Origin of the sequence: Pseudodesulfovibrio karagichevae (genome assembly GCF_041414475.1) — a bacterium.
Classification (GTDB): Bacteria; Desulfobacterota; Desulfovibrionia; order Desulfovibrionales; family Desulfovibrionaceae; genus Pseudodesulfovibrio; species Pseudodesulfovibrio karagichevae.
Genome location: NZ_JBGLYH010000037.1, coordinates 1 through 26,142, shown reverse-complemented (window position 1 = coordinate 26,142; position 26,142 = coordinate 1). Strand labels below are relative to the sequence as shown.

25 protein-coding genes are annotated in these 26,142 nt (G+C 66.3%); 12 read left to right on the top strand and 13 right to left on the bottom strand.

Annotation, left to right across the window (positions count from 1 at the left end; all coding sequences use genetic code 11):
* Positions 1 to 4 precede the first annotated feature (4 nt).
* Positions 5 to 346, top strand: a complete 342-nt coding sequence (locus AB6M95_RS12770; RefSeq protein ID WP_371387144.1) for a DMT family protein — start codon at positions 5 to 7, stop codon at positions 344 to 346.
* Between the two features lie 271 nt (positions 347 to 617).
* Here AB6M95_RS12770 and AB6M95_RS12765 read toward each other — a convergent pair whose 3' ends face one another.
* The gene (locus AB6M95_RS12765) at positions 618 to 2,105 is read right to left on the bottom strand and encodes a sensor domain-containing diguanylate cyclase (protein ID WP_371387143.1); all 1,488 of its coding nucleotides are present in this window, start codon (positions 2,103 to 2,105) and stop codon (positions 618 to 620) included.
* Between the two features lie 89 nt (positions 2,106 to 2,194).
* On the opposite strand from AB6M95_RS12765, the gene AB6M95_RS12760 reads away from it, so the two are divergent.
* Both AB6M95_RS12760 and AB6M95_RS12755 read left to right on the top strand, forming a co-directional pair.
* Positions 2,195 to 2,704 (top strand): CreA family protein, encoded by a 510-nt coding sequence (locus AB6M95_RS12760; RefSeq protein WP_442604687.1) that lies wholly within the window; start codon positions 2,195 to 2,197, stop codon positions 2,702 to 2,704.
* 13 nt (positions 2,705 to 2,717) lie between these two features.
* Positions 2,718 to 2,975, top strand: coding sequence for a hypothetical protein (locus AB6M95_RS12755; RefSeq protein ID WP_371387142.1), 258 nt, complete (start codon positions 2,718 to 2,720; stop codon positions 2,973 to 2,975).
* Between the two features lie 7 nt (positions 2,976 to 2,982).
* On the opposite strand, the gene AB6M95_RS12750 is transcribed toward AB6M95_RS12755, so the two are convergent.
* From AB6M95_RS12750 to AB6M95_RS12700, 11 genes are all read right to left on the bottom strand, one after another.
* Positions 2,983 to 3,927 carry a hypothetical protein gene (locus AB6M95_RS12750; protein ID WP_371387141.1) on the bottom strand — a complete coding sequence of 315 codons (945 nt, stop codon included), beginning with the start codon at positions 3,925 to 3,927 and terminating at the stop codon, positions 2,983 to 2,985.
* 119 nt (positions 3,928 to 4,046) lie between these two features.
* The gene (gene secA / locus AB6M95_RS12745; RefSeq protein ID WP_371387140.1) at positions 4,047 to 6,593 is read right to left on the bottom strand and encodes a preprotein translocase subunit SecA; all 2,547 of its coding nucleotides are present in this window, start codon (positions 6,591 to 6,593) and stop codon (positions 4,047 to 4,049) included.
* A gap of 210 nt (positions 6,594 to 6,803) precedes the next feature.
* Positions 6,804 to 7,604, bottom strand: a complete 801-nt coding sequence (locus tag AB6M95_RS12740) for a hypothetical protein (RefSeq protein ID WP_371387139.1) — start codon at positions 7,602 to 7,604, stop codon at positions 6,804 to 6,806.
* A gap of 4 nt (positions 7,605 to 7,608) precedes the next feature.
* Positions 7,609 to 8,403, bottom strand: coding sequence for a hypothetical protein (locus AB6M95_RS12735; protein ID WP_371387138.1), 795 nt, complete (start codon positions 8,401 to 8,403; stop codon positions 7,609 to 7,611).
* Between the two features lie 2 nt (positions 8,404 to 8,405).
* Positions 8,406 to 10,115: a hypothetical protein gene (locus tag AB6M95_RS12730; RefSeq protein WP_371387137.1), complete on the bottom strand. Its 1,710-nt coding sequence runs from the start codon at positions 10,113 to 10,115 to the stop codon at positions 8,406 to 8,408.
* A gap of 7 nt (positions 10,116 to 10,122) precedes the next feature.
* Positions 10,123 to 11,265: a (Fe-S)-binding protein gene (locus AB6M95_RS12725; RefSeq protein ID WP_371387136.1), complete on the bottom strand. Its 1,143-nt coding sequence runs from the start codon at positions 11,263 to 11,265 to the stop codon at positions 10,123 to 10,125.
* Between the two features lie 67 nt (positions 11,266 to 11,332).
* Positions 11,333 to 12,127, bottom strand: coding sequence for a DUF3307 domain-containing protein (locus AB6M95_RS12720; protein ID WP_371387135.1), 795 nt, complete (start codon positions 12,125 to 12,127; stop codon positions 11,333 to 11,335).
* Complete coding sequence (locus AB6M95_RS12715) at positions 12,120 to 12,812, bottom strand: SatD family protein (RefSeq protein WP_371387134.1); 693 nt, start codon at positions 12,810 to 12,812, stop codon at positions 12,120 to 12,122. The genes AB6M95_RS12720 and AB6M95_RS12715 overlap by 8 nt, the downstream gene beginning before the upstream one ends.
* 173 nt (positions 12,813 to 12,985) lie before the next feature.
* Entirely contained in the window at positions 12,986 to 14,374 is a 1,389-nt protein-coding gene (locus AB6M95_RS12710) for an FAD-binding oxidoreductase (protein WP_371387133.1), read from the bottom strand.
* A 69-nt stretch (positions 14,375 to 14,443) separates the two neighbouring features.
* Complete coding sequence (locus AB6M95_RS12705) at positions 14,444 to 15,523, bottom strand: DUF3089 domain-containing protein (RefSeq protein ID WP_371387132.1); 1,080 nt, start codon at positions 15,521 to 15,523, stop codon at positions 14,444 to 14,446.
* Between the two features lie 872 nt (positions 15,524 to 16,395).
* Positions 16,396 to 17,508 carry a Gfo/Idh/MocA family protein gene (locus AB6M95_RS12700; RefSeq protein WP_371387131.1) on the bottom strand — a complete coding sequence of 371 codons (1,113 nt, stop codon included), beginning with the start codon at positions 17,506 to 17,508 and terminating at the stop codon, positions 16,396 to 16,398.
* 135 nt (positions 17,509 to 17,643) lie between these two features.
* On the opposite strand from AB6M95_RS12700, the gene AB6M95_RS12695 reads away from it, so the two are divergent.
* The 3 genes from AB6M95_RS12695 to rsmI are packed head-to-tail and all read left to right on the top strand — an operon-like array spanning position 17,644 to position 20,050.
* Positions 17,644 to 18,762 (top strand): ABC transporter substrate-binding protein, encoded by a 1,119-nt coding sequence (locus AB6M95_RS12695; RefSeq protein WP_371387130.1) that lies wholly within the window; start codon positions 17,644 to 17,646, stop codon positions 18,760 to 18,762.
* Positions 18,763 to 18,794: 32 nt separating this feature from the next.
* Positions 18,795 to 19,226, top strand: a complete 432-nt coding sequence (locus AB6M95_RS12690; RefSeq protein ID WP_371387129.1) for a YraN family protein — start codon at positions 18,795 to 18,797, stop codon at positions 19,224 to 19,226.
* The gene (gene rsmI / locus AB6M95_RS12685) at positions 19,223 to 20,050 is read left to right on the top strand and encodes a 16S rRNA (cytidine(1402)-2'-O)-methyltransferase (RefSeq protein ID WP_371387128.1); all 828 of its coding nucleotides are present in this window, start codon (positions 19,223 to 19,225) and stop codon (positions 20,048 to 20,050) included. The genes AB6M95_RS12690 and rsmI overlap by 4 nt, the downstream gene beginning before the upstream one ends.
* A 350-nt stretch (positions 20,051 to 20,400) precedes the next feature.
* Here rsmI and AB6M95_RS12680 read toward each other — a convergent pair whose 3' ends face one another.
* Positions 20,401 to 20,616 carry a hypothetical protein gene (locus AB6M95_RS12680; protein ID WP_371387127.1) on the bottom strand — a complete coding sequence of 72 codons (216 nt, stop codon included), beginning with the start codon at positions 20,614 to 20,616 and terminating at the stop codon, positions 20,401 to 20,403.
* 152 nt (positions 20,617 to 20,768) lie between these two features.
* Between AB6M95_RS12680 and bioB the strand changes: the two genes are divergently transcribed.
* The 6 genes from bioB to smpB all read left to right on the top strand — a co-directional run bounded on the left by bioB (position 20,769) and on the right by smpB (position 25,911).
* Complete coding sequence (gene bioB / locus AB6M95_RS12675) at positions 20,769 to 21,743, top strand: biotin synthase BioB (protein ID WP_371387126.1); 975 nt, start codon at positions 20,769 to 20,771, stop codon at positions 21,741 to 21,743.
* Between the two features lie 5 nt (positions 21,744 to 21,748).
* Complete coding sequence (locus AB6M95_RS12670) at positions 21,749 to 22,330, top strand: biotin transporter BioY (RefSeq protein ID WP_371387125.1); 582 nt, start codon at positions 21,749 to 21,751, stop codon at positions 22,328 to 22,330.
* A gap of 169 nt (positions 22,331 to 22,499) precedes the next feature.
* Complete coding sequence (locus tag AB6M95_RS12665) at positions 22,500 to 23,291, top strand: PTS system mannose/fructose/sorbose family transporter subunit IID (RefSeq protein WP_371387124.1); 792 nt, start codon at positions 22,500 to 22,502, stop codon at positions 23,289 to 23,291.
* 48 nt (positions 23,292 to 23,339) lie between these two features.
* Positions 23,340 to 23,645 carry an HPr family phosphocarrier protein gene (locus AB6M95_RS12660; protein ID WP_371387123.1) on the top strand — a complete coding sequence of 102 codons (306 nt, stop codon included), beginning with the start codon at positions 23,340 to 23,342 and terminating at the stop codon, positions 23,643 to 23,645.
* Entirely contained in the window at positions 23,646 to 25,427 is a 1,782-nt protein-coding gene (gene ptsP, locus AB6M95_RS12655) for a phosphoenolpyruvate--protein phosphotransferase (protein ID WP_371387122.1), read from the top strand.
* A 4-nt stretch (positions 25,428 to 25,431) separates the two neighbouring features.
* Positions 25,432 to 25,911, top strand: a complete 480-nt coding sequence (smpB, locus tag AB6M95_RS12650; protein WP_371387121.1) for an SsrA-binding protein SmpB — start codon at positions 25,432 to 25,434, stop codon at positions 25,909 to 25,911.
* Positions 25,912 to 26,142 lie beyond the last annotated feature (231 nt).

The following is a 26,142-nucleotide window of genomic DNA, read 5'->3' as shown; positions in this document are numbered from 1 at the left end:
GCCCATGAGGATCCCCCTTTTCACCGCCCTGCTGCTCGCGGCCTCCAACGTGTTCATGACCTTTGCCTGGTACGCCCATCTCAAGGAGCTGAACCAGCGCCCGTGGTACGTGGCCGCCCTGGTCAGCTGGGGCATCGCCCTGTTCGAATACCTGATCCAGGTCCCGGCCAACCGGCTGGGCTACACCACGCTCTCCCTGCCCCAGCTCAAGATCATGCAGGAGGTCATCGCCCTGGCCGTGTTCGCCCCCTTCTGCCTGCTGTACATGCACCAGCCCCTCAAGCTCGACTACCTCTGGGCCGCCCTCTGCCTGCTGGGCGCGGTGTATTTCATATTTCGGTCGTGATCCCCTGACTTAGAAAAAGCAGGAGAGGAAGCCGCTTCGCGGCGATGGCCGGGTGACTTCGCCTTGATTCGCCCCGTCCTGGGGCTCACCCCTCCGGGGCGCCGGAAAGACCGGCGTCCAAATCCGCCGTCCTGCGGATTTGTCGGCGGGCAGCCCCAGCTCTTAGGCGGGTCATCGAGCCTTGGAGATAGCGGCGGCGATAGGGTTCGCCCCCTTGCATCCCTCTTTTGCGCCTTCGGCGCGGGAAGTTGCCGCTTCGCGGTGGGGGGGATTATTTCTCGGGGCGGCAGCCGTCGGCTTCGGACAGCCGGTTGCGGCCCTCGCGTTTGGCCCGGTACAGGGCCGCGTCCGCCCGCTCCAGGACCCGGGCCGGGGTGGTCAGGGTGCCGTCGTGGACGTACAGGCCGATGCTCGAGGTGACCGTGTGCTCCCGCCCGTCCACCACGAACGGGGTGGAGGACACGCTCTCCAGAATGCGCTCGGCCACGCCGCGCGCCGCCTGACAGCGTTCGCCCGGCAGGAGGATGACGAACTCGTCGCCGCCCAGCCGGGCGATGACGTCCTGGCTGCGCACGGCCGAGGCGCAGCGTTCGGCGAATCCGCCCAGGATCACATCGCCCGCGTGATGGCCGTAGGTATCGTTCAGGGTCTTGAAATTGTCGATGTCCAGCATGAGCACGGCAAAGGGCGAGCCCCGGTCCACGCCGTGCTCCAGCTGGCTCTGCAGCTCGCGCCAGAACATCCGCCGGTTGAGCACCCCGGTCAGCGGGTCGGTGACCGCCTCCTCCCGGAGCCGCTCCTCCTCCTGCTTGCGCGCCCGGATGTCCACGGCGATGCCCGCCAGCTGCTCGGGACGACCGCCCGCGCCGCGCCGCAGGTTGCCTATCAGCTCCATCCAGCGCATATCGCCGCAGTCCGTGAACAGACGCAGGTCCTGGCGGAAGACGTCCTTGTCCCCGGCCATGTGCTCGCGCACGGACTGGAGCAGGCCGTGGCGGTCCAGGGGATGGACCAGGCGCAGGGCCGCGCGCAGCGAAAGATTGATGTTCTCGGTGGGCATGGGCACGGAGTGGATGAGCTCCGCCGCGCACCACAGCTGGCCGGTGGTGAAGTCGAAGGACCAGGCCGCGCTGTCCGTGATCCGCCGCAGTATCTCGAACTGCTTGCGCTTGGCGCTCAGGCGGTCGCGGAGCACGGCGTTGGCGATGAGGTAGCCCGCGGTGCGCAGCAGCGCGATCTCCGCGTCGGTCCAGTCGTACTCCCGCTCGCAGTCGTCGAAGCCGAGCGTGCCCCACCACTCGTCGTCGACCATGATCGGGATGGTCAGCATGGACTTGATCCGCTGCACGGTCTGGCTGTCGCGCAGCCAGCCCGGTTCGAGCTCGTGGGTCAGAACCTTCTGCCACTCCCCGTTCTTCCGGCTGCGGATCATCTCCCGGTAGCCGGGCCGGTCTATGGGGTTGGTGAACATGGAGAACATGGGCATGCCGATCTGTTTGAACCGGGGCGCGGCCGCCCATTCGAAGGTGTAATTCTGGGTGAGGTGCGTGTCGGTCAGCTCCAGGGTCTGGAAGATCCACACCCGGCTCACCCCGGTGACCCGCCCGAGCGCGGCCAGCAGGTCGTTGACCCCCTCGGGCCACCCCTTGCCCGAGGTCAGTTCCTCGGCGCTGCGGGCCATGGCCGAAAGCAACGCCGCGTTGCTGCCCTCCTCGTAGGAGGACCCCAGTCCGTCGAATGTTCCCGTCTGTATAGGCATGCGCCCATAGTCCACACCATCGAAGCGGCGAGGTCAAGAAATGATAATCACTCTTGCTTTCCTTGTTCCTTGTTGCTACATCAGGCTCAATGCATTCTCTAGACTTTCTCAAGAACAGACGGCGGAAGCGGACCCGGCTCTTCCGGGCCCTCCTGCTGGTCCTGTTGGCATGCGGCATGTTCCCCGCGCCCGTGGCCTCCGAGGTCATCGGCAGCGTGGACACGGTCTTCCACATGTTCTCGCGGGACGACGACATCGTGGTCGAGGCCTTCGACGACCCGGACGTGGGCGGCGTGACCTGCTACCTGAGCCGGGCCCGCAAGGGCGGGGTCAAGGGTATGATCGGCGTGGCCGAGGACCCGTCCGACGCCTCGATCATGTGCGTGGCCACCGGGGACGTCGTGGTGCCCGAACGGGTGCGGAACGGCAAGGCGAACGGGGACAAGGTGTTCAAAAAGGGCACCTCCCTGGTCTTCAAGTCCATGCAGGTGGTCCGGTTCTACGACCAAAAGCGGGACGTCCTCGTGTACATGGTCTACAGCGACCGGGTGGTCGAGGGTTCGCCCAAAAACAGCATCACCTGCGTCAAGGTGCAGTGACAGGGAGATCGCAATGAGCAGAGACGAATTATCGCGGCTGATGGGCGACGCCCTGGCCGACCCGGAGCTGATCCGGGAGGCCATGACCCTTACGGACCGGCCGGGCCTGGAAGCCTTTGTGCGGGGCCGGGGCTACGCCCTCTCCCCCGGAGAGATGGACGAGATCTGGGAGCTGGCCTGCAAGGCCCTGGGCGGCGGCGCAGGGGCCACGGACGCGGCCCGCTGGCGGCTGACCACCGTGGGCAACGCGCATCTCGCCCCGCAGGACTAGCCCCTTATCAGAACCGCCAGAGAATCCGGGCGAATCCGCCCAGGGCGTTGTCCAGGTCGTGCGACGACTTGTACGAGCCCGCCTTGTTGTACAGCTTGTACTTCCGATTATAGTGGAATTCCGGCCCGACGCTGAAGGTCAGGGCCTTGTTGGGCATGTAGTCCAGGTAGAGCCCGACCTTGGACTGGGCCACGCCGAGATAGCCGCTTTCGTAGATCGCGTTGTCCGGGGCCAGCCGGTAGGTCTTTTCCTGGGTGGACAGGGCGAAGTTCAGGGCGATGTGCTCGGAACCCGGCTTGGAGTCCTGCAACAGCCCCACGGACTGGAGCGTCCTGCGCAGGGTCTTTTGCGAAACGGCCACGGCCAGGCCCAGCTCCAGGTCGCCGAACAGGTCGCTGTTCAGGGCCGACAGGGCCACGCTCCGGGCGGTCAGCCCGAGCATCCAGCCATCCCAGAAATCATAGGCCACCCCGCCGTCGACACCCACGCCGACGGCCCCGGGCGCGACCTTCTCGTAGGAGGCGTTCACCTCCGCGTTGACCCAGTACCGCCAGTTGTCCGTGAGCTCGTTGTTCAGCAGCCGGGCCTGCAGGGTGATGTCCTGGAGCGTTTCCCAGGGAGTGACCGCCCCGCCCGTATCGAAGCGGCGGCCCAGGCCGTCCTTGCCCGCCCACTTGAAGTAGTCGATGTCGTAGGACAGGTGGAAGATGGAATAGTCGGCGGACAGGGAGGCGCGGGTCACGCTGACGCTGCCCAGGCCGCTGGTGAAGTCCGCCTGGGCGATGTGCCCCAGGCCCCCCTGCAGTTGCAGGGTCTTGTTCACATTGGTCGGCGCGGCCACCAGGAAGCCCGGCTCGTCGCCCATGGTCACGCCCCCCTGGGCAAAGACGCGGGGGGCAAGACCGAGCACGACGGCGAGCAGGACGGCTATTATGGCGTGGGCGCGAAACATGGCGCGGAAAATACACGCCCCCTCACGGGATGGCAAGATCGCCCGCCCGGCCCCGGCCGCGAAAAAAGCCCGGCCCGGCGTGTGCCGGACCGGGCTTTGAATGCCGTCTCCGCAGGGCGTTAGGCCCCGCAGCATTTCTTGTATTTTTTGCCGCTGCCGCAGGGGCACAGGGCGTTGCGCGATATCTTGGCGTCCTTGCGCACGGTGGCGGGCTTCTTCTCGTTCGCGGACTCGCTGTCCGTGTACTGGAGATCGTCCGTGTCCTCGTGCTTGAACTCGTCGTCGCTGACCTCGGCCTGGATGCGCAGGTGCGAGAAGGAGCGCAGGGCGTTCTCCTTGATGGTGTAGATCAGCTCGGAGAAGAGCTCGAATCCCTCGCGCTTATACTCCTGCTTGGGGTCCTTCTGGCCGTACCCGCGCAGGCCGATGCCGTCGCGCAGATGGTCCATGTTCAGCAGGTGCTCCTTCCAGTTGCGGTCGAGCGAGTCGAGCAGGAAGTAGCGCATGATCTCCTGGTAATGGTCGCCGGTGGAGGCGCGCAGGTAGGCGAATATCTCCTCCACCCACTTCTCGGCCTGCTCCATGTCGGGCAGGCCGGACTTGCCCCATTCCGGGAAGCGCTCGAAGTTGAAGACCTCCTCCAGGCGGGCCCGGACCGACTCCACAGTCTCCTTGTCCGCGCCGCCCTTGGCGTCCAGGGCGGGCTCGAGGATCTCCTCCAGGAGGTCCTCGGCGTATTCCTTGGCGATGGGCTCGACCTCCTTGGACTCCATGAGCTCGCGGCGCAGGCCGTAGATGGCCTCGCGCTGCTGGTTCATGACGTCGTCGTATTCGAGCAGCTGCTTGCGGATTTCGTAGTGGTGGCCTTCCACGCGGGTCTGGGATTTTTCGATGGCGCCGGAGACCATCTTGTTCTCGATGGCCATGCCGTCTTCGAGGCCCAGTTTTTCCATGATGCCCTTGAGGCGGTCGGAACCGAACAGGCGCATGAGGTCGTCGTCCAGCGCCAGGTAGAAGCGGGACGAGCCCGGATCGCCCTGGCGGCCCGCGCGGCCGCGCAGCTGGTTGTCGATGCGCCGCGACTCGTGGCGCTCGGTGCCGATGATGTGCAGGCCGCCCAGTTCGCGGACGCCCTCGCCGAGCTTGATGTCGGTGCCGCGACCGGCCATGTTGGTGGCGATGGTCACCTTGCCCTTGTGGCCCGCTTCCAGGACGATCTCGGCCTCGCGCTCATGCTGCTTGGCGTTGAGCACGTTGTGCGGGATCTTGCGTTTCTTCAGCAGGTTGGAGAGCAGCTCGGACTTCTCGATGGAGACCGTGCCCACCAGGGTGGGCTGGCCGCTCTTGTAGCATTCCTCGATGTCCGCGGCGATGGCCTTGTACTTCTCTTCCTGGGTCTTGTAGATGGAGTCCGGGTTGTCCTTGCGGACCATGGGCATGTTGGTCGGGATGACCACGACCTCCAGGCCGTAGATCTGCTGGAACTCCACGGACTCGGTGTCGGCCGTGCCGGTCATGCCGGCCAGCTTTTCGTACATGCGGAAATAGTTCTGGAAGGTGATGGAGGCCAGCGTCTGGTTCTCGGCCTCGACCTTGACGTTCTCCTTGGCCTCGATGGCCTGGTGCAGCCCGTCGGACAGGCGGCGGCCCGGCATGAGGCGGCCGGTGAACTCGTCGACCAGGACGACCTGGTCGTCCTTGACGATGTATTCCACGTCCTTGATGAAGCAGTAGTGCGCCTTGACCGCCTGGAGCACGTGGTGCTGGAGCGAGATGTTCTGCGGGTCGAACAGGTTGTCCACGTCGAGCAGTTCCTCGATCTTTTCCACGCCCGCGTCGGTCAGGGTGATGGACTTGGTCTTCTCGTCCAGGACGAAGTCGCCGTCGGGCACGGCGTCCTTGTCCTCGGGGTCCGTGGGGCTGGACTTGACCAGCTTGGGCACGATGGCGTCCACGCGGCGGTACAGGCCGGACGACTTCTCGCCCGGACCGGAGATGATCAGCGGGGTCCGCGCCTCGTCGATGAGGATGGAGTCCACCTCGTCCACGATGGCGAAGTTGAGCGGCCGCTGGACCAGCTGCTCCTTGTAGAACTTCATGTTGTCGCGCAGGTAGTCGAAGCCGAACTCGTTGTTGGTCCCGTAGGTGATGTCGGCCGCGTAGGCCACCTGGCGTTCCTGGTCGGTCAGGCCGTGGACGATGACGCCGTAGGTCAGGCCGAGGAAATTATAGAGCTGGCCCATCCACGCGGCGTCGCGCGAGGCCAGGTAGTCGTTGACCGTGACCACGTGCACGCCCTTGCCGGACAGGGCGTTGAGGACCACGGCCAGGGTGGCGACCAGGGTCTTGCCCTCGCCGGTCTTCATCTCCGCGATCTTGCCCTGGTGCAGGACGATGCCGCCGATGAGCTGCACGTCGAAGTGGCGCATGGGCGGGTCGAACGCGCGCTTGCCCGCCTCGCGGACCAGGGCGAAGCACTCGGGCAAAAGGTCGTCCAGGGTCTTCTCGCCGGCGGCCACCTGCCCTTTCCAGGCCGCGACCTTGACCGGGAAATCGCTGTCGGCCAGGGCCTGCATCTCCGGTTCGAGCGCATTGATCTGCGCGATGATCGGCTTGAGTTTCTTGAGGTATCGGTCGTTCTTGGAACCGAAGATCATTTTGAGCATGTATGGGTTCTCCAGAAAATCTTTGGCGGCCCTTCAGTGCGCGGCCGCGAACGCTGTAGTGCAAGATAACGTCGGAAAACGGAAAGTCAACGCGACAATCGCGTGACACTCCCCTTTCCCGGCGGAGTCAAGGGATAGCACAAAGCGGGCCGGGCGTAAAAGGGACGGCTCCGGGCCCGGCCGACGCGGGAAAAACGGCAGCGGAAGGCGTCACCCGGCGCGCACGGACGCCCCGGCCCCGCCGCGCAGCTCCCGGTACCAGGCCGCGCCCACGGCCCAGCCCAGGACGGACACGCAGCACTGGACCGGAACCTGGAGCCAACGGGAATACAGTTCGGTGAACGGGCTGAACGGGAAGACGCCGGACAGGATGTCGGACGGCAGCCGCCGGGCCGCCCACCACAACAGCGCGGTCAGGAACAGGGTTCCGGCGACCGGGCGCGACAGCTCCCATGAACGCCGGAAGGACACGCGGTCCCCGGCGGCCGCGCCCGCCAGGGTGAACCCGAAGCGGCAGAGCAGATACAGCAGCGGCAACGCCGCCACATGGTAGGATACGGTCCACAAGAAAAAGGAATGCTTGCCGAAGACCGGCGCGGCAAGCCACTGCACGCCCCAGCAGAGCAGCCCCCACGCCTGGCCGAAGCAGAGGTAATAGCAAAAGGCGTAGGGCAGCGCCCGCAGGAACCGGCGCGAAAAATCCGGTCCGAAAAACCCGCGCTCCCCATCCCCGCGCAGCACCGCGCCCGCCACGACCACGACCAGGGCCAGGTTCAGCAACGCCCCCAGGGCCGACCACGACCAGCCCGCAACGTACAGGTACGCGCCCTCCAGCCGCCGCAGGGGCAGCAGGCTGAAAACGAACGACAGGTACAGGATCGCGGCGCTGGCGGCATAGGGCAGCGGCTCGGCCCGCATCCGTCCAAAGGCCGCGCGCAGGACCCCGCCGATCCGGCGCAGGGCCGCCCGCCAGGCGTCCTCGGCGCGCATGAACCAGGGGGAATCGGGCACGGGGTTAGGCCTCGGCGGCCGCAACGGGCGACGGCGGCCCGGCCTCGCGGGCGAGCACGACATACCAGGTGGTCGAGAGCGAAAACGTCAGCGGGAGGAACAGGGAAATCAGCAGGGACCGTATCATGGCCCAGACAAGAGGCTCGGTCGGAACCATGGGGCCGAACCACTGTCGCGCCGCCCATTCCAGCCCCAGGAGCAGGGCCCCGGGCGGCCCCAGGAGCGCCACGCCGGACAGCAGAATGGGAAAAACCTTCTTCCGGGTCAGCTGGAAGGAGAGTTCGAGCGGCGACTTGCGCCCGTCCACGACGGCCGCCGGGGTCAGGACAAGCCGCATGGCCAGACAGGCCGCGAGCAGGCCGGGCATAATCTCGACCATCCACTTCGTTACGGGCCCGACCTCGGCCACCGGTCCGTCCAGGAACAGCCCCAGGGCGGCAACACAGGCGATCGTCAGGATGAAGGCGAAAACGCCCACAAAAGCGATGAGCACGACCGAATACAGGCCATAGCTCAGAGATTTCCTTAAAAACAACGGGGGAATGCGGCGAATGTCGCCCTCCCCGGTGAGCAGGACGAAAACGAATGCCACCTCCACCGGCATGAGCAACACGGAGAAGGGCATGACAAAGGCGAACCAGTGGACCGGATCGGGTCCGGGCATCCGCCAGTCGAAGTAATCCTGGACCAGGGAAAGAACGGCCAGAAGAAGGAACGGGACCAGCAGCCGCTTCCGCCGCTCACCGAGCACGCCGAGTGCACGGCGCGCCACGGCCAGCGGCGAGGGGGAGCGTTCCATGCCTATCGCCCCTCCGGCAAATCCGCATACGGCCCCACGCCCGAACCGGCGCGCGGGTCGGGGGCGGCTCCCGGGGCGAATTCGAACGTGCCGGAATCCTTACCGGGACCCGCTTTGCGCAGGCGCAGCTTCTCGTACCATATGGCGTTGGCGGCGATCAGCACGATCCAGGTGAACAGGTTTACCACCAGCATGAGGATCGTCACCGGAACGGCGCTCGACCCGATGTCGCCCGCAGCAGCCCCGGCCATCATGCTTACCTGGAAGATCGTGCTCAGCACCATGGTCGGGATGGAAATCATGATTATCGACCAGAACAAGCGCCAGGCGTGCCCTTTGGTCAGGGCCAGGGCCTCGCGCACGCTGACCACATGCCCAACGGCCGCGCCCGGAATCATGACCCCGAGCCGCAGGAAAAACCCGATGAGCACGAAATAGAGAACGACGCCGACCATGATGATGGCGGCCAGGGCCGACGGATTGGAGACGCCCGGCTGCCCGGCGTCGGGCATGAGGGAGAAGGCCATGACTCCCAGCGGCACCATGACCACGAACGCAGCGGCGAAAAAGATCAGGCAGAGGATCAGCACCCGAACGAAGACCCGGCCCATGGCGGGCCAGAACGGCCGGGGTATGGCCTTGCCCGGCCCCCGCTGCATGGTCACGGCCAGATGGTTGGTCGTGGTCGCCAGAAAGAGCAGGCTCAGAATGTAGACGACCCCGGACAGCAATGCGGCCCCCAGGCCCAATCCCGCAGCCCCCTGCGGGGTGGCCAAGCTTGCGGCCATCCCCACGGTCAGAAACAGGACCAGCAGCACGGGCACGAAACAGGCCAGTATAAGCGCGGCGAAGGTCCCCTTCCGCCTCCAGCCCAGGACGACGGCCTCTTTGACCACGGCAAAAGGCGAAATCTTTTTCGACATGGACACCTCCCCGGAATCTCCGGTCTGTTCAGGGTTCAGGGTCGATTCATAGTGCATGCGCAACCGCTCGTACCAGATGGTGAAGGCGGCGAAGGTAAACCAGAAAAGGGCCGTACCGACGACCATGTACAGCAGGTAGGCGGGCGAGAACGGGTCAAAGGTCCGGTCCCGCATGGTCTGCAGGTTCACAACCACGCTCACGCCAATGAGCACGGCGTACGGCAGGGCGAACAGGAGCAGACGCAGAACATGCCCCTTGGTCATCCGCCAGGAGCGCCGGAAAGCGGCGGCGTCACCCGCCGACACGGCGGGCAGGGCCATGCCCCAGCGCACGAGCAGATACGTGGAGACAGACATCACCACCGCCGTGACGGGTATGGTCATGGAGGAAATCGCTTTCGGTACATCCCCGCTCATGAAAATGAGTACTCCAAGGACGACTGCGCACAGTTCGGCCACGCCGAACGCCATGAGCGCAACCAGCAGGGACTTCCACAAAAACCGCAGATACCGGCGGCCGAAGCGGTCGGGCAACAGCCTGGGGGCGCCGCGCAGGGCCATCAGCGAATCGTGAAACACGACCATATACAACAGGGGAGACAAAAGCAGTATCGCCCCCCAACCCGCGAGGGTCAGTTCCAGGGAGTAGCCCTTTGAGACGAACGACAGCATCAACGGCAGCGCGAGAATCACCCCGGCCACAGCCGCGCCCAGATAGACCTTGGCCCGCAACCGCATCAGCCGCAGGGCGTCCACGGCCACGGCTTTTATTGAAATCTTGTCCGACATCTCCCACTCATCCTATGGTTTCCAGCCAGTGGCCCACCGCCACCCCATCCGGCGCGGTGGCCGAGAGCTGGGCCAGGCAGGCCGAGCATCCAGAGAGGACCACGTCCGCGCCCCTGAGCGCTTCCCAGCATTGCCGGTTGACCGGCTCGGTCAGTCCGGGCGCGGCCAGGCGCATGACCCCGCCGAAGCCGCAACACTGCTCGTCCGTGGCCCGGACGAGCCTGTCGCCCAGGACCTCGCGCAGAAAATCGCGGTCCGGATCGTCCGAACCCGCGTGGCACGGATGGTGATACCCTAACCTTTCCGGGATGTTGCCGGATATCACGAATTCCATACCGTGTATAGTTTCAGACAGGGGCAGTAGGGAACCCACCCAACGGGACCGTTCCCCGTCGGACTCGAAACAATCGTAGACCCGCAGCCCGGCCAGGCAGGAGGCGCAGAACACGACAATGCGCGGACGGCCCGCCTCGCGCCAGACCGCCACGTTGCGCTCGGCCATGGCCGTGGACTCGTGCGCGAACCCGGCCCCCTTCAGGCCTGAGCCGCAGCAGGCGAAATCGCCGGACAGGACCTCGGCCCCCAGGCCGTCCAGCAGCCGCAGCGCGGCCATGAGCCAGCGGCCCTGGACGTAGTTGGCCGTGCAGCCCGCGAACAGGAGCAGCTTCTCGCCGCGAAGGGTGTCCGGAAAGGTCTTGGGCGTCAGGAAGGGGTCGAGCCCCGGCCCGCCGGTCATGCCCGCGAGCATCTTGAGCATGGGGCCGAGCTTCTCGGTGCGGAACCGCTCGGGCACCAGCCCGGCGGCCTTGGCGCTGGGCGACCAGAGCTGCCGGGCGCGGGTCAGCCAGGTCTTCCACAGCCAGGATTTGAAATTCGGGTGCGCGGCGCGCAGGGCGGCCACCAGGCCGGGCACGTCCTGGCCCTGGGAGCAGACCTCGCGGCACCGGCCGCAGCCGAGGCAGAGCCCGGCCAGCCTGGCGGCGTCGGTCTCGGACAGCTTGTCCGGGTCCTCGGCCAGGACCCGGCAGAGGTCGGACTTCGAGCGCGGCCCGAGCTCCTCGCGCCCGGTGGCGCGCAGCAGCGGACAGACCTGGAGGCACTTGCCGCACAGGATGCAATGGGAAACGTGTCGGGAGATACTGTCGGACATGCCTAGGTCCTACCCGCGTCCGTCCCCCTTGGCAACCGGCCGGAACGGCGGCGAAAAAGTGCCCTCATCAGTACAGGGGCGGGAGCAGGGCCTCCGCCGCCATGCTCACGGCGACCGCCCACAGGTAGCTCGCCAGCGTGCCGACCAGGACGTATTCCGCCCTTTCCCGGTCCGCGGAATCCTTGATCTCGCCGAACCGGAGGATGGATTTGGCCACCACCAGGAAGCCGATACCCTCCCAATGGCCGCCCAGAATGAAAATCAGGATGAACAGCCGCTCCAGGATGCCGATCCACTTGCCCGCGTTCTTGCGGCCCCGGACCCCGTCGTCCTGGCCCTCTCGCGGACCTTCGGCGGCGTTGCTCCCGGCCTCCTCGCCCTTGCCGATGTCCCAGATCCCGATCATGGTCTTGACCGCGAGGGAACCGGGGATGCCGACCAGCAAGAGCCCGCATCCCCAGACGCGCACGGCCCCGGAGCCGAGGGTGGATAGCCAGAGGGGCTCCAGTCCGGGCGACAGCGGCGTTCCGGGCAAGCCCCACCACACCAGCCCGCAGATCACGGCCAGGTGCAGGGCCTGATCCGCCAGCAGCCACCGGTTTCCGCCGTCGCCCAGGCAACTTTTCGTCCCGTCTATGGCCCAATGGCTGGCGGTCGTGACGGCGAACGCCCAGACGGGATCCAATGACCCCGAACTCATGAGCGCGGCGAGCGCTCCGGCCACCATCGAGTGCAGGAGCAGGACACCGGAAGCGAACCCCCTGTCTTCCTTGGCCTTGACCCAACCGTCGGGCTGGAACAGGAAATCCGTGGCGAGATGCGCGAGCAACAGGCCGAGAAGCAGTAGTTTGGGATCAGCCATGGGACAGCTCCTCCCCGGAGACCAGCTCCCGGACCGACCGCTCGTAATATTCGATGAACTTTTCCACGGCCCAGAAGCCCGAGGCCGCGAGATGCTGGTGCGCGGTCGATTGGCCGACGCCCATCAACTCGCCGATCCGCCTCTCCGTCCCGCACTCCTGCAGGGCGAGCCCGGCGGCCCGGCTCTGCCGCTCGGTCCAGCCGGACGCCAGGGCGTCGAACAACGCGCACTGCGGAACCAGGGCCCGGTTGAACGGTTCCCACGGCGTCCGTACGGCCAGGCGCCTCTTTTCCGCCAGCTTGACCGACAACTCGTCCACGCCCCTTCCGGACAGCAGGAACGCCTCGCCACGGCTCCGGCCGGAGCTTTCCCCCAGCGCATCGACGCGGCCCACACCCACGCCCATGCGCACGTCGAGCTTTTTTTCGCCCCACCGGCGGAACTCCGCCAGCAGGCTCATCCTGATATGCAGGGCCACCCGGAGGGCGTCTCCCGGCGTGACCACGCCCTGGAAGCCGTCGCCCCGATACACGGCGAAATCCCGCACCATGCCGCTCCGGTTGGCGCAGGAGACATCGTTCAGCACCCGCGCCAGCGTCTCCTGGACCAGCCCCGGTTCCCTGGCGCTGGTGGAACTGACGACATCCCCCGTCACCACGCCGACAAAATCCATTGATTCCCGCATAGTCCCTCCGCAATAGCCTTGAGAGGCGATATTTGCCATTAATGGCATCAGGGGGCGATAATCAAAAACAATCGCCTTGAGACACCATAATTACCGACAATAGCCTTGAAAGACGATAATTGCAATTAATAGCCTCAGGAGGCGATAAGATGCGCGATGGGACGCGGCCGGGCCTACCACCCTTTGCCGGGATTCATGATCTCGTTGGGGTCGAAGACGCGGTGCACGGCGTCCATATAGTGGAGTTGGTCCGCGCCGAGCTGTTCGGGCACGAAGGAGGCCTTGGTCAGGCCGGTGCCGTGCTCGCCGGAGATGGTCCCGCCCAGCTCCACGGCGGCCCGGAAGAGCCGTTCCTTGACCCGGTGGGCGGCCCGGACCTCCTCGGGGCGGCTTGCGTCGTGCATGATGTTGGTGTGGATGTTGCCGTCGCCCAGGTGGCCGTAGCAGAGCACGGGCAGCCCGGCGTCGGCCCCGGCCTTCTGGGCGATGTCGACCAGCTCGGGCACGCGGCCGCGCGGCACGGCCAGGTCCTCGGAGAGCTTGTTCGGCCGCAGCCGGTAGGAGCCCGGTGAAATGTCGCGGCGCGCGGCCCAGACCGCCTCCTCGGCCGCGCCCTCGCCCACCTCGATGGAGACCGGGCGCACGGGCGCGAGGGCCGCTTTGAGCCGTTTGATCTCGGCGGCCACGCCCTCGGCCGTGCCGTCGAACTTGAAGAGCAGCGCGGCCTGGGCCTCCTGGGCCAGGGGGATCTCCCCGCCCATGCGCACGGCCTTGATGGTGGTGACGTCCATGAACTCGCAGGCGCAGGGCAACAGCCCGGCCCCGAACACGGCCATGGCCCCGTCCATGGAGGCGGCCAGATCGGGGAAGCCCACCAGGACCGAACTCGCGGTCTCGGGCAGGGGAATGAGCTTGACCGTGGCCCGGGTGATCAGCCCGAGCTTGCCGTCCGCGCCGACAAAGAGGCGCTTCAGGTCCAGGCCGACCACGTCCTTTTGCGAGCGCCCGCCCATGGTCAGGACCTTGCCGCCGGGCAGCACGGCCTCGATGCCGAGCACCCAGTCGCGGGTCACGCCATATTTGACGGCCCGAAGCCCGCCCGCGCAGGTCGAGATGTTCCCGCCCATGGTCGAAATCTTCACGCTGGCCGGGTCCGGGGGATAGAACAGCCCCTTTTCGGCGCAGGCCGCCTGGAAATCCGAGGTGATCACACCCGGCTCCACCTCGGCCGCGAAGTCCCGCCCGTCGATGTCGAGGATGCGGTTCATGCGCAGCAGGGAGACGGTCACGCCGTGCAGGATCGGCACGGTGTTGCCCACCTGGCCCGTGGCCCTGGCCCTGGGGTAGATCGGCATGCGCTCGGCGTCGGCCCAACGCAGCAGTTCGGCCACCTGCTCCCGGTTCTCGGGCCGGACCACGGCCCACGGCATGGACCGCTCGCGGCTGGCGTCGGTCGAAAAGGCGTTGAGCTGCACGGCCTCGAGCACGCACCCGTCGCCGGGGAACAGATCGGTCAGAAACGCCCGGTGGGCGTCGGTCAGGGACTTGGCGTATTGCGGCATGGGCCGAACCTACGAGGGCGGCCCCCGGCTGTCAATGGCCGGGCTCCGCCCCCGCGCGCCCCGCCCGTGCTACGAGCCGTTTCGCTTGAAGTAAGCGTCGATGCGCGTCTGCACGTTGCGTTGCAGGTTGCGGTACCAGAAGGCGTAGTCGTACTTGTGCAGCACACCCGGCGGGAAGTGCCCGATCTCCAGCTTGTCCGGCGGCACGGTCTCCAGGGCCCCGTTCCCGAGGTTGATGCGCGCCCCGGCGTACTGCGGGACCTCGCGCAGGACCTTGCCCTTGAAGTCGTCATAGAAGACCGCGCCCAGGTTCAGGTTTCTGTCGGCCATGGCGTCGTCGGTCCGCCAGTTGAGCGGGTTGATGGCGATGGCCCCCGGCCGCAGCACGGGCGACCCCGTGGCCCCCGGCATCTGGGTGTTCCAGGACACGACCACCCCGGTGTCGTCGGCCCCCTTGGCGGGCTTGATCCACGGATACTTCCGCAGGTCGTCGCGGGTCACGGAGTAGCCGATGAGGTAGGCGGCCACGAGCTGCTTCTGCAGGGCCGGGTCCTTGAACCGGCTGCGCATGAGGTCGAGCAGGACCACAGAGCCCTGGCTGTGCCCGGCCAGGATGAACGGGCGGCCCTGGTTGAGGAAGTTCAGGTAGAAGTCGAAGGCCCGGTGCACGTCGTCCGCGCCGATGCGGAAATAGCTGTTCAGGGTCATGTCCGCATCGGGGTCGAGCGCGGCGAAGGTGACCTGGCGGTAATAGGGCGCAAACAGGTTGGCCGCCCCGGAGTAAACCCCGGCCTGGGCCTTGAGCAGCCCCTGCACGTCGGCCCGCAGCGCATGGTTGAACACGTCCATGTTCAGGGGCGATTTGTCGGGATAGATGGTCGGGTAGACGTAGAAGACGTCCACCGGCTTGTCCGGGTTGTCCGGCAGCGAGGCCCAGGCGACCATCTGCCCGTAGTCCGGGCAGCCGGGCACGCAGTCCACGGCGGCCCCGGCGGCCTGGTCGGCGGGCGCTCTGGTCGTGGCGGCGGTTGTGGCCGCGTTGGCGGCGGCGTTTGCGGGGACCGACACGACCGGGTTCGCGGCCGAAACCGGGCCGAACGCGGCCAGGCAGAGCAAAAGGGAAAGCATTCCTGTCCAGATCAAGCGCATGGTCATCTCCTTGGCGTTTTTCTTTTCTGCGTAGCAACTCGGGGGGAAAAAGGAAAGCGCCTGCGCGGTGCGGCGTTGAAGAAGGGGTTGATGGTCCGCGCATGCGCATTGAGGTTGAGCGGTCCCGCCTGCGGCGGGCCTGGGGAACGCCTCTTGTTTGCGCGCATGCGCGGTGGGAGAGCGTGCGTTCTCCTTACTTGGTGTTTCGCCTTTACGGCGACTTCCTTTTTTGCCGGCGCAGAAAAAAGGAAGCAAAAACTGCGCTGTGGTGCGAGCGCGTCGGAAGCGAACCCAAGAGCCCGTAGGCGGCTTTCGCTGGCTGGATAGATGTCCGCTGCGCGGACGCGATCCAGTCTGCCCTTCGCCGCCCGAAACGGGCTCTAGGCCCCGCTTCCGATTGCCCGTCGTTGTAAGTGATATTGTCCTGCCGCGTCCGGCCCGTCATCCCGCCCCCCAACAAGCCCTACCAAGCTCACTGGAGCGCTTTGGACGCCCAGCGTCCAACAGCGGCTCTCTTTGCAGGGCGTCCCGAACGGAAGCGCACCCTCCCGATAATCCACGCCCGCCACATCCGAGTGACCGAAGAGGAGCAGACCAGCCTGAGCCCTGGATCGACGGCCTAGAAGCCGCCCCGAGCGGATCGGATTCTCGTCGGCGATCCCTTGGGCGGCCACACCGCGCGCAAGGCCCTTTTTTGGTTCTTTTTTGGGCAAGCAAAAAAGAACCGCCGCCCGCGCAGGGCATGGAGCAAGTGCAGGGGCGCAGCCCCGCACGGCGGCTCTTGCGTGCCGCAGGCACGTTCCTTCCATCAAAAAAGCCGCCCCAAAGGGCGGCCTTCCTTATCTTCTTAAGGCATCGTCGAGGCCCTTCGACTACCCCTCCCCCACCTCTATCCAGGCGGTGTCGCCACGCGAACTCTCCAAACACGCCTCGAGGAATTTCACCCCCCGCAGCCCATCCTCCCCGGTGGGGAAGTCCACCGCCGCACCCGTCGCGATGGTCGCGCAGTAGGACTGGTAAATGTTGGCGAACGCCAGCAGCCACCCCTCGGGATGCCCGGCCGGGGTGTGGGAATAGGCCATGGCCCCGGGCAGCAGTTCGGGCGCGCCCCGGGTGATGATCCGGACGGGCTCGTTGAGCGGGGTGTAGCGCAGGTGGTCCGGGTCCTCCTGGAACCACTCCAGGCCGCCCCGGTCGCCAAAGACGCGCAGCTTCAGCCCGTTGACCGCGCCGGTGGCCGCCTGGGAGTACCAGTAGACCCCGCGCGCGCCGGTGTCGTACTCGGTCAGGATGACCCCGTTGTCGTCGAGCACCCGGCCCTCCACCAGGGAATCGAGCCGGGCGGCCAGCCGGGTCAGGTTGAGCCCGGTGACGTGCGGCACCAGGTATTCGATGTGCGAGCCCACGTCGCCCAGCGACAGGGTCCCGCCGCCGCGCTCGGGGTCGGCCCGCCAGGACGCCTGGACGTGGCCCGTGGCCTCGAGCAGTTCGGCCAGCCACCCCTGGGGATACTCGCAGTTGACGAAGCGGACCTCGCCCACGTCGCCGCGCGCGATCATCTCGCGCATCTGCCGGACCATGGGGTAGCCCGCGTAGGTATAGGTCACGCCCAGGACGAGCCGCCGCTCGCGGGCCAGGTCCACCAGCTCGCGGGCCTGGGCGGAGCTGTGGGTGAACGGCTTGTCGCACATGACGTTGATGCCGCTTTGCAGGCAGGCCCGGACGTTGGGGTAGTGGGCCTCGTTGGAGGTGACCACCACCGCGAAATCGATGTCCCCGGCCTCGAGCCGGGCCAGCTCCTCGGGCGTGGCGTACACCCGGTCCTCGTCCAGGCCGAGTTCCCGGCCCAGGACGCGGCTCTTTTCCAAATCGCGGGAAAAACACCCCGCCACCAGCCGGGCCTGTCCGTTCAGGGCCAGGGCCCGCCGGTGCACATCGCCGACAAACGCACCGGGACCGCCGCCGATCATGGCATATTTGAGCATGCGCACCTCCTGGTACGGACATATCCCAAAAACCGGTACGCTAAAAGGGGAAAACTATAATACACTTGTCCACCTTCATTCCCAGATATAATGTGGCATTGAACGATGACGGTAAAATAAAAAGGACGTTTTTGGGTGAAGCCCTTTCTTTACGCGCTCATTCTGAGCATCTGCATGACGCTGGCCCCTTCCGCCGGAAGGGGAGCCGCGCCCCCCAAAACGCCGACCGTGGTCTTCCTCTCTCCGATCAGCGTGACCGAACGCCCCTTCTGGCGCCTGTTCTGCGGGTTCATGCAGGCCGCGGCCGACAATCTCGGCGTGGAGCTGCGGATCGTATCCTCGGACAACCGTTACCAGGTCCTGGACAACGCACGGGCCGCCCTCGCCGAAGAGGTGCCGGACTATGTGATCCACACCTACCAGGCCAAGACCACCGTGGACATGCTCCCCCTGTTCGAACGGGCGGGCGTCAAATCCATCATCTGCAACACCCAGCCCGTGGAGAGCGAGAGGGAGGAAGTGGGCCTGCCGAGAGGGAAATACACGCAATGGCTCGGTCTGATATTCCCCGACAACCGCGAGGTGGGCTATCTTTCGGCCAGGAGGCTCATCGGGCAAGGCATCGCCATGGGCCTGACCGCCCCGGACGGGAAGCTCCACATGGCCTACATCGGCGCCTCAAACTCCATCTCCTCGGCCTACACCAGGCGGCTGGGCGTGGAGGCGGCCATCAGCGAGGAACCGCGCGTGGTCGTGGACCGGTTCATCCGCGCGGACTGGATGCGCGACAAGGCCCGCTACAAGACGGAGCGGCTGCTGGACATGTACCCCCTGGCCCGTGTCTACTGGGCCGCCAGCGACTATATGGCCCTCGGCGTCCTGGACGCCGCCGAGGCAAAAGGGTTGACCCCGTCCGTGGATTTCCTCACCACCGGCATAGGCTGGACCGAGGAAGGCATCCGGGCCGTCCGGGAGGGACGGCTGGCGGCCTCCTACGGCGGACACTTCATGGAGGGCGCCAGGGCCCTGATCCTGGCCCTGGACCATTACAACGGCCACGACTTCGCGCCATTGGTCCAGCACTCCCGGATGCGCTGCATCGACCTCGGCAACCTCGACGCGTATCTCCCTATCCTCGACCAGGACAACTGGAAGCGGATCGACTTCAAGCCGTTCACCAAGACCTACAACCCCGACCTCGCGGCCTACGACTTCACGCCCGAGGCCGTGCTCCGGCAGCTGGCCGGGAAATAGGTCCGCTGCCGTCTGGCAAGGCGGGCTCCCCTGTGCTATCCCTCCTGGGCATGGGATTCTTCACGAAACTGCTGTCCGGGCGGACCATGGGCGGCCGGACCGAACACCGGGGCGCGCCGGGCGAGGACGCGGCCGCGCGATACCTCGAATCCAGGGGATTCAAGGTGCTCCACCGCAACTGGCGCTTCCACCAGTGGGAGCTGGACCTGGTCTGCCGCGACCGGGACACGGTGGTCTTCGTGGAGGTCAAGACCCGGCGGGCCGGGTCCATGGGCGCGCCGGGCGAGGCCCTGACGCGCAAGAAACAGGCGCGGCTGATCAAGGCCGCCAGCCATTACCTGACCGAGCACGACCTGTGGGACGAGCCGTGCCGGTTCGACCTGGCCTCGGTCACGGACACGGGCGCGGCCCTGACCGTGGAACTCGAGGAAAACGTCTTTCAACTGGACGGGCAGAGAGCATGAGCGATACCGGCACCCTGTACGTGGTGGCCACCCCCCTGGGCAACACCGACGACCTGTCGCCCCGGGCGCGGGCGATACTGATGGACGCGGACGTGGTCCTGGCCGAGGACACCCGGCGGGCCGGGCTGCTCTTCCAGCGCCTCGGGCTGACCCGCCACGGCAGGCTGATCTCCTTTTTCGAGCACAACGAGGACAAGAAGCTCCCCAAGGTCCTGGACCAGCTGGCCGAGGGGCTCAACGTGGCGCTCATCTCGGACGCGGGCACCCCGCTTCTGTCCGACCCCGGCTTCACCCTGGTCCGCGCCTGCCGCGACGAGGGCTACCGGGTCACGCCCGTTCCCGGACCGTCCGCGCCGGTCACGGCCCTGTCCGCCTCGGGGCTGCCGCCCCTGCCCTACACCTTCCTGGGCTTCCCGCCGCGCAAGAAGAGCCAGACCGAACGGCTGTTCCGCGCCCACCGCGACACCGGGGCCACCCTGGTCCTGTTCGAGCGCAAGACGCGCCTCAAAGGCACGCTGACCATCGCCCGCGACATCCTCGGCGAGCGCGACTTCTGCGTGGCCCGCGAACTGACCAAGGAGTACGAGGAATTCCTGCGCGGCAATCTCGGCGACCTGGATTCCTTCGACTTCGAGCTGCGCGGCGAGCTGACCGTGATCATCGCGCCCGGCAAGGACGACGGCGAGGCGGACGAGGCCACCATCCTCGAACGCATCGCCGAGGAAACCGAGGCCGGAGGCAAGCCCAAGGAGATCGCCCGGCGGGTGGCCGAACGCAGCGAGGGCTGGACGCCCAAGGCGGTCTATGCACTCATGCGCGACTGATTTCGGGGGGAAGAGAAAATCAGGTCTTGAAAGCCGCTTCGCGGCGATGTCGGGTGACTTCGCCTTGATTCGCCCCGTCCTGGGGCTCACCCCTCCGGGGCGCCGGAAAGACCGGCGTCCAAATCCGCTATCCTGCGGATTTGTCGGCGGGCAGCCCTAGCTCTTAGGCGAGTCATCGAGCCTTAGAGATAGCGACAGCAGCGATAGGGTTCGCACCCTTGCATCCCAGTTATGCGCCTACGGCGCTGGTTTGTAACGGGAGATGCCGAATAGCCGAAAAAAACCGGAAGGCCGGAAGCGGGGGTGAATCCGCTTCCGGCCTTCCGGTTTAACAACAGGCTGTGGCCGTGCTATGCGCCGTACAGGGCGTCCTTGTGGAAGAAACAATAAAAGTCTTCCGACTCGGTGAACAGTCCGGGATGACGCCGTCCGAAACGGCGGACAGACCGAAGCACGGTCGGACAGCAGGCCTTGATCCTTGCGCCCAGGATGGGGCCGAGGCTCGCCAGAAACGCCGTCAGGGCGAAGAGAAACACTCCGTCCACGAAATAGAAATCGAATTCCATACTTGAACCCTCCGAAATTAGTTCCACCTTTACTATAAGCTCTTTTGGCGGCGAAGCAACCCCCCGCAAAAATCCTTTTCTTCACATTCTCCCGTGCGGCGGGGCTTTCCGGGCGACTTGACATCTCCGCCAGGGTGACCCACAACGCCCCCATGAGCCTCGATTCCATTGCCCGCAAGGCCCTTGACGGGGTCCTGCCCTCTGATGCGGAGATCATGTACCTTATTGAACAAGCGCCGGAACGCCTTCCGGAGCTCCTCGGCCACGCCCACCGTATACGCGCCGCCCGCCTGGGCGACGAGGTCGGCCTGTGCGCCATCGTCAACGCCAAGTCCGGGACCTGTTCCGAAGACTGCGCCTTCTGCGCCCAGTCCGGCCACCACGCGGCCAACAGCCCGCAGTATCCCCTGCTCTCGCCGGACGAGATCGCGGACGCCGCGAGCCGGGCCAAGGCGTGCGGGGCGACCCGCTTCGGCATCGTAGCCTCGGGCAAGCTGGTGGGCGGCGGCGACCTGGACGGCTTCGAGGCGGCCATCCGGCGCGTGGCCGCGCTGGGCATGGTCCCGGACCTGTCGCCGGGCATCCTGGAGCGCGGCCAGCTGGCCCGGCTGAAAAAGGCGGGGCTGCGCGGCTACCACCACAACCTGGAGACCTCGGCCACGCACTTCCCGAAGATGTGCACCACCCACCGCTACGAGGAGGACGTGGACGCGGTCCGGGCCGGGCTCGACGCCGGGCTGTACGTCTGCTCGGGCGGCATCTTCGGCATCGGCGAGACCTGGGACGACCGGGTGGAGCTGGCCCTGCTCCTGCGCGAGCTCGGCGTGCCGTCCGTGCCCATGAATTTCCTGACGCCCATTCCGGGCACCCCGCTCGAAGGCCGCGCCCCGCTCCCGCCCGAGGAGGCCCTGGCCATCGTCGCCCTGTACCGCTTCCTGCTCCCGGACCGCCAACTGCGCATCTGCGGCGGGCGGCCCACGGTCTTCGGGCCCGACCGGCAGCATGAGCTGCTGACCGCCGGGGCCAGCGGTCTGATGGTCGGGGACTACCTGACCACCAAGGGCGGCGACGCGAACGCCGACCTCGATGACATCCGCCGGGCCGGACTGGTCCCGGCAAAGGAGTAAGCTCAATGAACGACTCCACGCCGCGCGGCAATGCCCTGCCCCAGTCTCCCCTGACCGCCCTGCACCTCCTGGTCTGGACCGCGCTCATGGCCGCGCTCATCGGGGCCGGGGCCTACCTGATCATGCCCATCGGCCCGGTGCCCGTGTCCATGCAGCCGTTCTTCATCTTCCTGGCCGGATACCTGCTCGGCCCCCGGCACGCGGTCCTGGCCATGGGACTCTATCTCCTGGCCGGGATCATCGGCCTGCCCGTGTTCGCGGGCGGCAAGTCCGGGCTCGGCTACCTGCTCGGCCCCACGGGCGGCTACCTGATCGGTTTTTTGGGCACGGCATTCCTCTGCGGCCTGGCCCGCACCCGCGAAGGCGGGCTGCCGTGGCTGCGCGGCACCCTGGCCGGGCTGGCCGCCGTGGGGGTGGCCTACCTGACCGGCGCGGTCTGGCTCAAGTTCGTCCTCTCCCTGACCTGGACCAAGGCCGTGGCCCTGGGCGTGCTGCCCTTCATCCCCTGGGACATGCTCAAGGTCGTGGTCGCCCTGGCCTGCGCCCGGCACATGGTCCGGCTGCGGTTGACGCCCGGTCGACGATAAGTGCAAACCCCCGTACCTACTGGACAGAAGTAACCGTCTGTGCTTTGATGCGCTCCCGTCAACAACCTGTTAGGATGCGCCCAATGAACACCACCCGTCCGACCGATATGCACCGCCCGACCTGGACCGCGCAGGCCCCCGGCCCGTCCGGATCCGACCCCGGACGGCCATGACGGTGCACGGCATCTCCCATATGCGGGCCGACACCCGGACGGTGGCCTTCCTGCGCAGTTTCCTGCGCTGCTACCTGACCGGCGCGGCCTTCAACTCGCGCGGCATGCAGAACATCGGGCTGATGTACGCCATGCTGCCGGGGCTCTCGGCCATCCACGAGGACCCCAAGGACCTCAGGGCGGCCCTCAAGCGGTACGCCCGCCACTACCAGTCGCACCCGTTCTGGACGCCGTGCATGGTCGGCATCCTGCTCAACGTGGAGACGACCATCAGCGCGGGACACTTCCCGCCGCGCATGCTGGCCAAGGTCAAGGACACCACCAGCTACACCCTGTCCGCCATCGGCGACTCGGTCTTCGCGGGCAGCGCGCTCATCTTCTGGGCGCTCCTGACCATCTGCCTGCTCCTGACCGGCTATCCGATCCTGGCCTTCGTCCTCGGCCTGATCCTCTTCCTGGGGTTGCAGGTCTTCAGGGCGTACACCTTCGTCTGCGGGGTCAAGCAGGGGTTCCGCTTCCTGGAGAAGCTGAGGCGCTGGGACCTGATCAACTGGGGCACCAAGGTCAAGTACGCCAACGCGGCCCTGCTTCTGTGGCTGTGGACGCTCATCTGGCCCCGCCCGTACGACTGGTGGGAATTCGCGGTCGGGTTGTCCGCGCTGATGCTTTTCGGGCGCTACGTACGCACCGGCCTGCTCTCGCGGCTGCTGGCGGTGGCCGTTTTCGTGGGCCTCATCGAATTTTTCCCGTGGTTGGAGACAACGGCCAGAACCGCTTTTGGCTTGTGATTTCCCGCCCGATCAGACATAAACACGACTTGAAAAGCAGGTTTTGATATGACGGATGAAAGCACCAGGACCGACGAGACTTCGGGATACCTTTCCAGGAAGGTGGTCGTCTCCTCGGAGAACGGGTTGCATGCCCGGCCGGCCGGACGGCTGGCCCAGGAGGCCCAGACATTCGATTCGGAGATATCCCTGGTCGTCGACGACCAGGCGGTGGACGCCAAGTCCATCCTCGATATCCTGACCCTGGCCGCGGGCCCGGGCAACATGGTGGAACTGCGCGCCCGGGGCGCGGACGCCGAGGCCGCGCTGGACCGGCTCGAAGCGCTGTTCCTGAACAAATTCGAAGGGGCATAAATGGCTGACTCGACCCTCACGGGCATACCGGTCGCCACCGGCATCGCCATCGGCAAGGCCTTTTTCGTCAACCGGAACCACATGGCGAACCTGCCCCGGCAGATCGTCGCCGCCGAAGACATGCCGGAGGAGATCGAGCGTCTCCACGCCGCCTTCAAATCCGTGGAGACCGAACTGGCCGCCATCCGCGAGCAGGTCCCGGAGGAGCTCAAGAGCCACGGCTCGCTCATCGACACCCACCTGATGATGCTCAAGGACCCCAAACTGTCCGGGTCCGCCGAGAAATACATCGAGACCCTGGGCCTGAACGCGGCCTGGGCCCTGGAAAAGGCCGTGGCCGACCAGGAGGCCGCCTTCGAGGCCATCAAGGACCAGTACATCCGCGAGCGCATGCAGGACGTGCGCGTGGTCGCGGAGAAGGTCCAGACCAAGCTCATGGGCGTGAAGACCGACCTGTCCTCCATCTCGGGCCGGGCCATCATCATGGCCCACGACCTGACCCCGGCGGACACCGTCGAGCTTCAGGTCGACAAGATCATGGCCTTCGCCACCGTGCGCGGCGGCAAGACCTCGCACACGGGCATCATGGCCCGGTCCCTGGGCATCCCCGCCCTGGTCGGCGTGGGCCGCCTGGAGGAGGTCCACGACGGCGACCTGGTGGTCATCGACGGCCTGACCGGCAAGATCGTGGTCAACCCCACCGAGGCCGAGCTGGCCGAATACAACGAGCGGGCCGCCCTGTTCGAGGACTACACCCGCAAGATCCGCCGCCACTGCCACCTGCCCGCCGAGACCTTCGACGGCTCCCGGGTCATGGTCCAGGCCAACATCGAGCTGGTCGAGGAAGTGACCGCCGTGCTGGACAACGGCGGCGAGGGCGTGGGTCTGTATCGCACCGAGTACGCCTACCTCAACCGGACCACCCTGCCCACCGAGGACGAGCTGGCCGAGAAGTACATCGACCTGGCCGCGATCATGTCCCCGCGCAAGGTGGTCTTCCGCACGCTCGACCTGGGCAGCGACAAGTTCATCTCCACCTTCGGCGAGCTCAACGAGACCAACCCGGCCATGGGGCTGCGGGCCATCCGCTTCTGCCTCAAGTACCCCCAGCTGTTCAAGACCCAGCTGCGGGCCATCCTGCGCGCCTCGGCCTACGGCAACGTCTCGATGATGTTCCCCATGATCTCGGGCGTGAAGGAGGTCCGCCAGGCCAAGGCGTGGCTGGCCCAGGCCAAGGCCGAACTGCGGCGCGAGGGCGTGGACTACGACCCGGACATGCCCATCGGAACCATGATCGAGCTGCCCGCGGCCGTGATGATCGCCGAGTTCCTGGCCCACGAGGTGGACTTCTTCTCCATCGGGACCAACGACCTGATCCAGTACTCCATCGGCGTGGACCGGACCAACCGGCACGTGTCCTACCTGTACCAGCCCCTGCACCCGGCCACCCTGCGGGCCATCAAATTGGTGGTTGACGCCGCGCACCAGGCGGGCATAGAAGTGTCCCTCTGCGGCGAGGTGGCCTCGGACCCGTTCTGCGTGCCCATCCTGCTCGGCATGGGCATCGACTCCATCTCCATGACCCCGCAGGCCATTCCCGGCATAAAGCGGATCATCCGGCAGACCAACATGCACGACTGCCGACTGCTTCTCAAGGACGTCCTGGAGTGCCGCACGGTCAGCCGCATCAACAACCTGGTGATGGACAACATCTTCAAGCATTTCCCGGAAGAAGTGACCTTCTTCTCCTCGCTGCTCGAAAACGACGAGCTGCCCAGTTAGCATCATGGCCAAGAAAAAGAACAAGACCACCTCGCCCGACACCATCGCGGTCAACAAGCAGGCCCGCCGCCTCTACGAGATCCTCGAGACCTTCGAGGCGGGCATCTCCCTGGTCGGCTCCGAGGTCAAGTCCCTGCGCGGGGGCCAGGTCTCGTTCAAGGACGGCTACGTCTCCTTCCGCCAGGGCTCGGCCTTCCTGGTGGGCGTGCACATCGCCCCCTACGAGAAGACCGGGACCTACGACCAGCACGACCCGGAACGCCCGCGCCGCCTGCTCCTGCACCACCAGGAGATCGTCACCCTCCAGGCCAAGACCGAACAGAAGGGGTTGTCCGTGGTGCCCATGAAGATGTACTTCAGCCACGGCAAGGTGAAGGTCCAACTCGGGCTCGGACGCGGCAAGAACGTCCACTCCAAGAAGCAGGACCTCAAGGACCGCGACATCGCCCGCGACACCCAGCGCCAACTGGCGGCGTATAAGTAAGATTTGCCTCCGGGCCTCCAGCCGTTGGCGAGTCTTCGAGCCTTACGGATGAGGACAGCAGCGATCGGCCGGGGGGAAGGGGAAGGAAAACCCTTTGAAAAGGGCTTTTGTGCAACCGGAAACATGGGTAACACTTCTGCCCGGGTACATGGGTAACACTTTTATTGTTCGTCCACCGGTTCCGGGGGCCTGATCAGGCCCCCGGAACCGGTGGCGGGCAGGACGCCGAGC

Coding starts and splice junctions, on each gene's coding strand:
- AB6M95_RS12770 (WP_371387144.1), top strand. CDS start 5: ATGAGGATCCCCCTTTTCACCGCCCTGCTGCTCGCGGCCTCCAACGTG.
- AB6M95_RS12765 (WP_371387143.1), bottom strand. CDS start 2,105: ATGCCTATACAGACGGGAACATTCGACGGACTGGGGTCCTCCTACGAG.
- AB6M95_RS12760 (WP_442604687.1), top strand. CDS start 2,195: ATGCATTCTCTAGACTTTCTCAAGAACAGACGGCGGAAGCGGACCCGG.
- AB6M95_RS12755 (WP_371387142.1), top strand. CDS start 2,718: ATGAGCAGAGACGAATTATCGCGGCTGATGGGCGACGCCCTGGCCGAC.
- AB6M95_RS12750 (WP_371387141.1), bottom strand. CDS start 3,927: ATGTTTCGCGCCCACGCCATAATAGCCGTCCTGCTCGCCGTCGTGCTC.
- secA (WP_371387140.1), bottom strand. CDS start 6,593: ATGCTCAAAATGATCTTCGGTTCCAAGAACGACCGATACCTCAAGAAA.
- AB6M95_RS12735 (WP_371387138.1), bottom strand. CDS start 8,403: ATGGAACGCTCCCCCTCGCCGCTGGCCGTGGCGCGCCGTGCACTCGGC.
- AB6M95_RS12730 (WP_371387137.1), bottom strand. CDS start 10,115: ATGTCGGACAAGATTTCAATAAAAGCCGTGGCCGTGGACGCCCTGCGG.
- AB6M95_RS12725 (WP_371387136.1), bottom strand. CDS start 11,265: ATGTCCGACAGTATCTCCCGACACGTTTCCCATTGCATCCTGTGCGGC.
- AB6M95_RS12720 (WP_371387135.1), bottom strand. CDS start 12,127: ATGGCTGATCCCAAACTACTGCTTCTCGGCCTGTTGCTCGCGCATCTC.
- AB6M95_RS12715 (WP_371387134.1), bottom strand. CDS start 12,812: ATGCGGGAATCAATGGATTTTGTCGGCGTGGTGACGGGGGATGTCGTC.
- AB6M95_RS12710 (WP_371387133.1), bottom strand. CDS start 14,374: ATGCCGCAATACGCCAAGTCCCTGACCGACGCCCACCGGGCGTTTCTG.
- AB6M95_RS12705 (WP_371387132.1), bottom strand. CDS start 15,523: ATGCGCTTGATCTGGACAGGAATGCTTTCCCTTTTGCTCTGCCTGGCC.
- AB6M95_RS12700 (WP_371387131.1), bottom strand. CDS start 17,508: ATGCTCAAATATGCCATGATCGGCGGCGGTCCCGGTGCGTTTGTCGGC.
- rsmI (WP_371387128.1), top strand. CDS start 19,223: ATGAGCGATACCGGCACCCTGTACGTGGTGGCCACCCCCCTGGGCAAC.
- AB6M95_RS12680 (WP_371387127.1), bottom strand. CDS start 20,616: ATGGAATTCGATTTCTATTTCGTGGACGGAGTGTTTCTCTTCGCCCTG.
- bioB (WP_371387126.1), top strand. CDS start 20,769: ATGAGCCTCGATTCCATTGCCCGCAAGGCCCTTGACGGGGTCCTGCCC.
- AB6M95_RS12670 (WP_371387125.1), top strand. CDS start 21,749: ATGAACGACTCCACGCCGCGCGGCAATGCCCTGCCCCAGTCTCCCCTG.
- AB6M95_RS12665 (WP_371387124.1), top strand. CDS start 22,500: ATGACGGTGCACGGCATCTCCCATATGCGGGCCGACACCCGGACGGTG.
- AB6M95_RS12660 (WP_371387123.1), top strand. CDS start 23,340: ATGACGGATGAAAGCACCAGGACCGACGAGACTTCGGGATACCTTTCC.
- ptsP (WP_371387122.1), top strand. CDS start 23,646: ATGGCTGACTCGACCCTCACGGGCATACCGGTCGCCACCGGCATCGCC.
- smpB (WP_371387121.1), top strand. CDS start 25,432: ATGGCCAAGAAAAAGAACAAGACCACCTCGCCCGACACCATCGCGGTC.